The 3,460-nt window shown below is 66.3% G+C and carries 2 protein-coding genes and 1 pseudogene; all 3 read left to right on the top strand.

Translation table 11 applies throughout. The features are described from left to right. A partial coding sequence (locus tag ACILRF_RS15445; RefSeq protein WP_395674456.1) for a TonB-dependent receptor occupies positions 1-1,833 on the top strand: 1,833 nt, incomplete at its 5' end. A 353-nt stretch (positions 1,834-2,186) separates the two neighbouring features. Further along, positions 2,187-2,621: a TonB-dependent receptor plug domain-containing protein gene (locus ACILRF_RS15440; RefSeq protein WP_395674454.1), complete on the top strand. Its 435-nt coding sequence runs from the start codon at positions 2,187-2,189 to the stop codon at positions 2,619-2,621. 45 nt (positions 2,622-2,666) lie between these two features. After that, positions 2,667-3,460: pseudogene (locus ACILRF_RS15435) on the top strand (hypothetical protein); the annotation flags it as partial.

Raw genomic sequence — 3,460 nt, 5'->3', positions numbered from 1 at the left:
GGCCGCAACTATGAAGGCGGCGTCGCCGTCGGCGGCCCGATCGTTCAGGACAAGCTCGGTTTCCGGGTCAGCGCCTGGACCCGTCGCGACGGCGGCTGGATCGACCGCGTCGACAACGCCAGCATCGGCGCGGCCAACCCGCGCGGCGTCGTCACCGACGCCAACGCCAACACCGGCAAGGTCACCGTCCTGCGCGGCGCCCTGGCGTTCGCCCCGACCGAAGCGTTGTTGATCACCCCGTCGGTGCAGTTCCAGAAGCGCTCGACCAAGGACAATGACACCTTCTTCGAAGGCATCTCGGACCGCGAGGACGGCGTCTTCCGCAAGTCCAGTCCCGAGTACCGCGGCAGCAATGACAAGTTCGTCCTGCCGGCCCTGAACATCCAGTACGACTTCGGCGCCGCGAAGCTGATCTCGAACACCAGCTACTTCAAGCGCAACAACACCACCGGCTACGACGGCACGATCTACAACCTGTCGTACTATCAGAGCCTCTATCTGGACGAATTCGGCGACACCGCGCCGCTGTACCCGTTCCTGACCCCGACCGGCATCAACCAGGACCTGCCGTACTATCTCAGCCCGGCCGTGGTCACGAACCGCCAGCGCAACTTCACCCAGGAAGTGCGCCTGCAGAACTCCAACCCGGACGACCGCCTGACCTGGGTGGCCGGGGTGTTCTACCAGAAGAACAAGCAGACCAGCATCGAGGAGCTGGTCGAGCCGGCGACCGAGACCCTGTTCCCGTTCGCCTTCGGCATGACCATCGAAGAGTACTTCGGCTACCCCTTCTATGGTCAGGACAGCTACATCGCCGACACCCGCGCCAAGGAAAGCCAGCTCGCCGGCTTCGTCGACCTGACCTACGCGGTCACCGACCGGCTGAAGGTCACCGCCGGCGCCCGCTACGCCAAGACCAAGTTCTCGTTCGTCAACTTCGCCGATGGCTCCCAGAACGGCGAGCGCACCGGCGGCCAGGGCAAGGCGAGCGAGACGCCGTTCACGCCCAAGCTCGGCCTGTCGTTCCAGGCCGATCCGGACAACCTCTACTACCTGACCTGGGCCAAGGGCTTCCGGGTCGGCGGCGCCAACCCGCCGGTGCCGGTCGACGTGTGTCGCGTCAGCCTCGAGGCGTTCGGCCTGACCGGCGCGCCCGACAGCTATGACAGCGACACGGTCACCAGCTGGGAGCTCGGCTCGAAGAACCGCTTCGCCGATGGCCGGCTGCAGGTCGCCGCCTCGATCTACCACATCAAGTGGAAGGGCATTCAGCAGGGCGTGACCCTGCCGAGCTGCGCCATCCAGTTCACCGACAACCTCGGCAACGCCCGTTCGCAGGGCTTCGACCTCCAGGCGACCTTCCGCCCGGTCGACGGCCTGACCATCGACGGCTCCGTCGGCTACACCGACGCCGAGTACACCTCGACGACCCAGTTCGCCGCCAACCGGATCATCGTCTCCAAGGGCAACTCCCTCGGCAACGCGCCGTGGACCGCCGCCCTCGGGGCCCAGTACGACTTCCAGGCGATGGGCCGCGACCTCTTCGTGCGCGGCGACTGGCAGTACACCAACAAGCGCTCGGACCTGGTGCCCAACCAGGATCCGCGCAATCGGGGCTTCGATCCCGAGCTCACCACCCCCGACGCCCGCAGCTTCATCAGCCTGCGCGGCGGCGTGGAGCTCGGCGAGGCGACCCTCGCCCTGTTCGTCGACAATCTCCTCGACAAGGCGCCGCTGGTCACGCGCGGCCACTCCGACACCGACACCGTGCTGTTCACCCAGAGCACCGTCCGTCCGCGGACGATCGGCCTGACCTTCACCTACCGCCGCTAAATCCGGCGAAGAGACGGCGACGCCTCCTCCGCCTGGCGGGGGAGGCGTTTTGCTGTGCGGGCCTCCCTGATTCCGCGCGCCGACGGCTCCGCGAGATATCCGCCGCCCGCCACATCATCTGACACAGCGGGCCTCTGTGGGAGGGCTCAACCTGAGCAATTATCAAGCGCTTGCTTGATAATTTGCGGACGGTCAGTGTGATCACTGATGTCAATCTGCTCGGAGAGAGTGCCTGGAGGAAAAGGCGCCAAAACTGTGATCGAAGAATAACCGCTTCGACTTTGGTCTTATTGTTCGCCCGATCGGCCGCGCCGCTAATGCCCTGAACTATCTATTAAATGGGGGAAGTGGATATGAACGGTTGGACGTCGCGTAAGCTCGTGAAGATCGCCCGTGTCGTTGACGAGGCCGGGGTCAAACCTCGCCGTCATCTGGCGATTATTCCTCTCACCGTCGGTTGCGTGCTGGCCTATCCGGCCGCGTCCATGGCCCAGCAGGCGGCCCCAACCGCCCTGGGCGAAGTGGTCGTCACCGCCACCCGCCAGGAGCAGGCCCTCTCGCGGGTGCCGCAGAGCGTCGCGGTCCTAAGCAATGACGCCATGACCGAGCTGTCGATCAAGAACGTCGGCGACGTCGTCCAGTGGACGCCCGGCGTCACCTTCCGCAGCCTCGGCGACGCCGGCGGCGGCAGCATCGCTATCCGGGGCGTCGCCTCGTCGGTCGGGCCGGCCACCACCGGCGTCTACATCGGCGACGTACCGATCCACCTGCGCCAGGTCGCCTACTAAGCCAGCGCCGTCTATCCGGAAGTCTTCGATCTCGAGCGCGTCGAGGTGCTGCGCGGTCCCCAGGGCACCCTGTTCGGGGCCAGTTCGATGGGCGGCGCGCTGCGCTACATCCCGCGCGAGGCCAGCCTGCGGAACTACTCCGTCTATGCTCGCGGCGAGCTCAACACCGTGCAGCACGGCGGCCAGGGCGGCGAGGCTGGCGTCGCCGTCGGCGGCCCGATCATCGAGGACGTGCTCGGCTTCCGGGCCAGCGCCTTCTTCCGCCGAGACCCGGGCTTCATCGACCTGATCAGCGTGCCTTCCGCCACCGTGGTCGACCGCACCGGATCGCGCGGTCCGATCGAGGGCGCTGGCGGCTCGATCGTCGCCACCGCGCCGACCAGCGTCTACGACAAGGACGCCAATCGCAGCGACGTCTGGGCCTTCCAAGGCTCGCTGAACTTCCAGCCGAGCGAGAACGTCCGCGCCAAGCCGTCGGTCCTCTACCAGACCCGCGACGTGAACTACGCCGGCGATTCCATCGACCTGCCGTTCTCCGACAGCTCCAGCGGCAAGTTCAACGCCATGTGGTTCAGCGGCGCCGCGCCGACGGCCCAGAACGGCTATCTCCAGCTCGTCCGCCCCGACGGCAAGGGCGGCAAGGACAAGCTTGCCGTCGTCACCCTGCCGATCGAAGTCGATGTCGGCCCGGTCACGCTCTATTCGACCACCGGCTACGTCTACAACAAGCGCGACTACACGCTCGACTTCACGCTCGGCAACATGACCGTCTACGGCTCGCTGCCGTGGGTGCCGGCTGGCGGCCGGGTGTCCAACTGGAACATCGACACCCAGAAGAG

The organism is Phenylobacterium sp. (assembly GCF_044236515.1).
In the GTDB taxonomy this organism is placed as follows: Bacteria; Pseudomonadota; Alphaproteobacteria; order Caulobacterales; family Caulobacteraceae; genus Phenylobacterium.
Note: the sequence above shows the minus strand (reverse complement) of the source record. Positions and strands in the feature narration are given on the sequence as shown.

What these genes read in the sequence shown, in the direction of transcription:
- ACILRF_RS15440 (WP_395674454.1), top strand. Translation starts at nt 2,187, where the DNA reads ATGAACGGTTGGACGTCGCGTAAGCTCGTGAAGATCGCCCGTGTCGTT.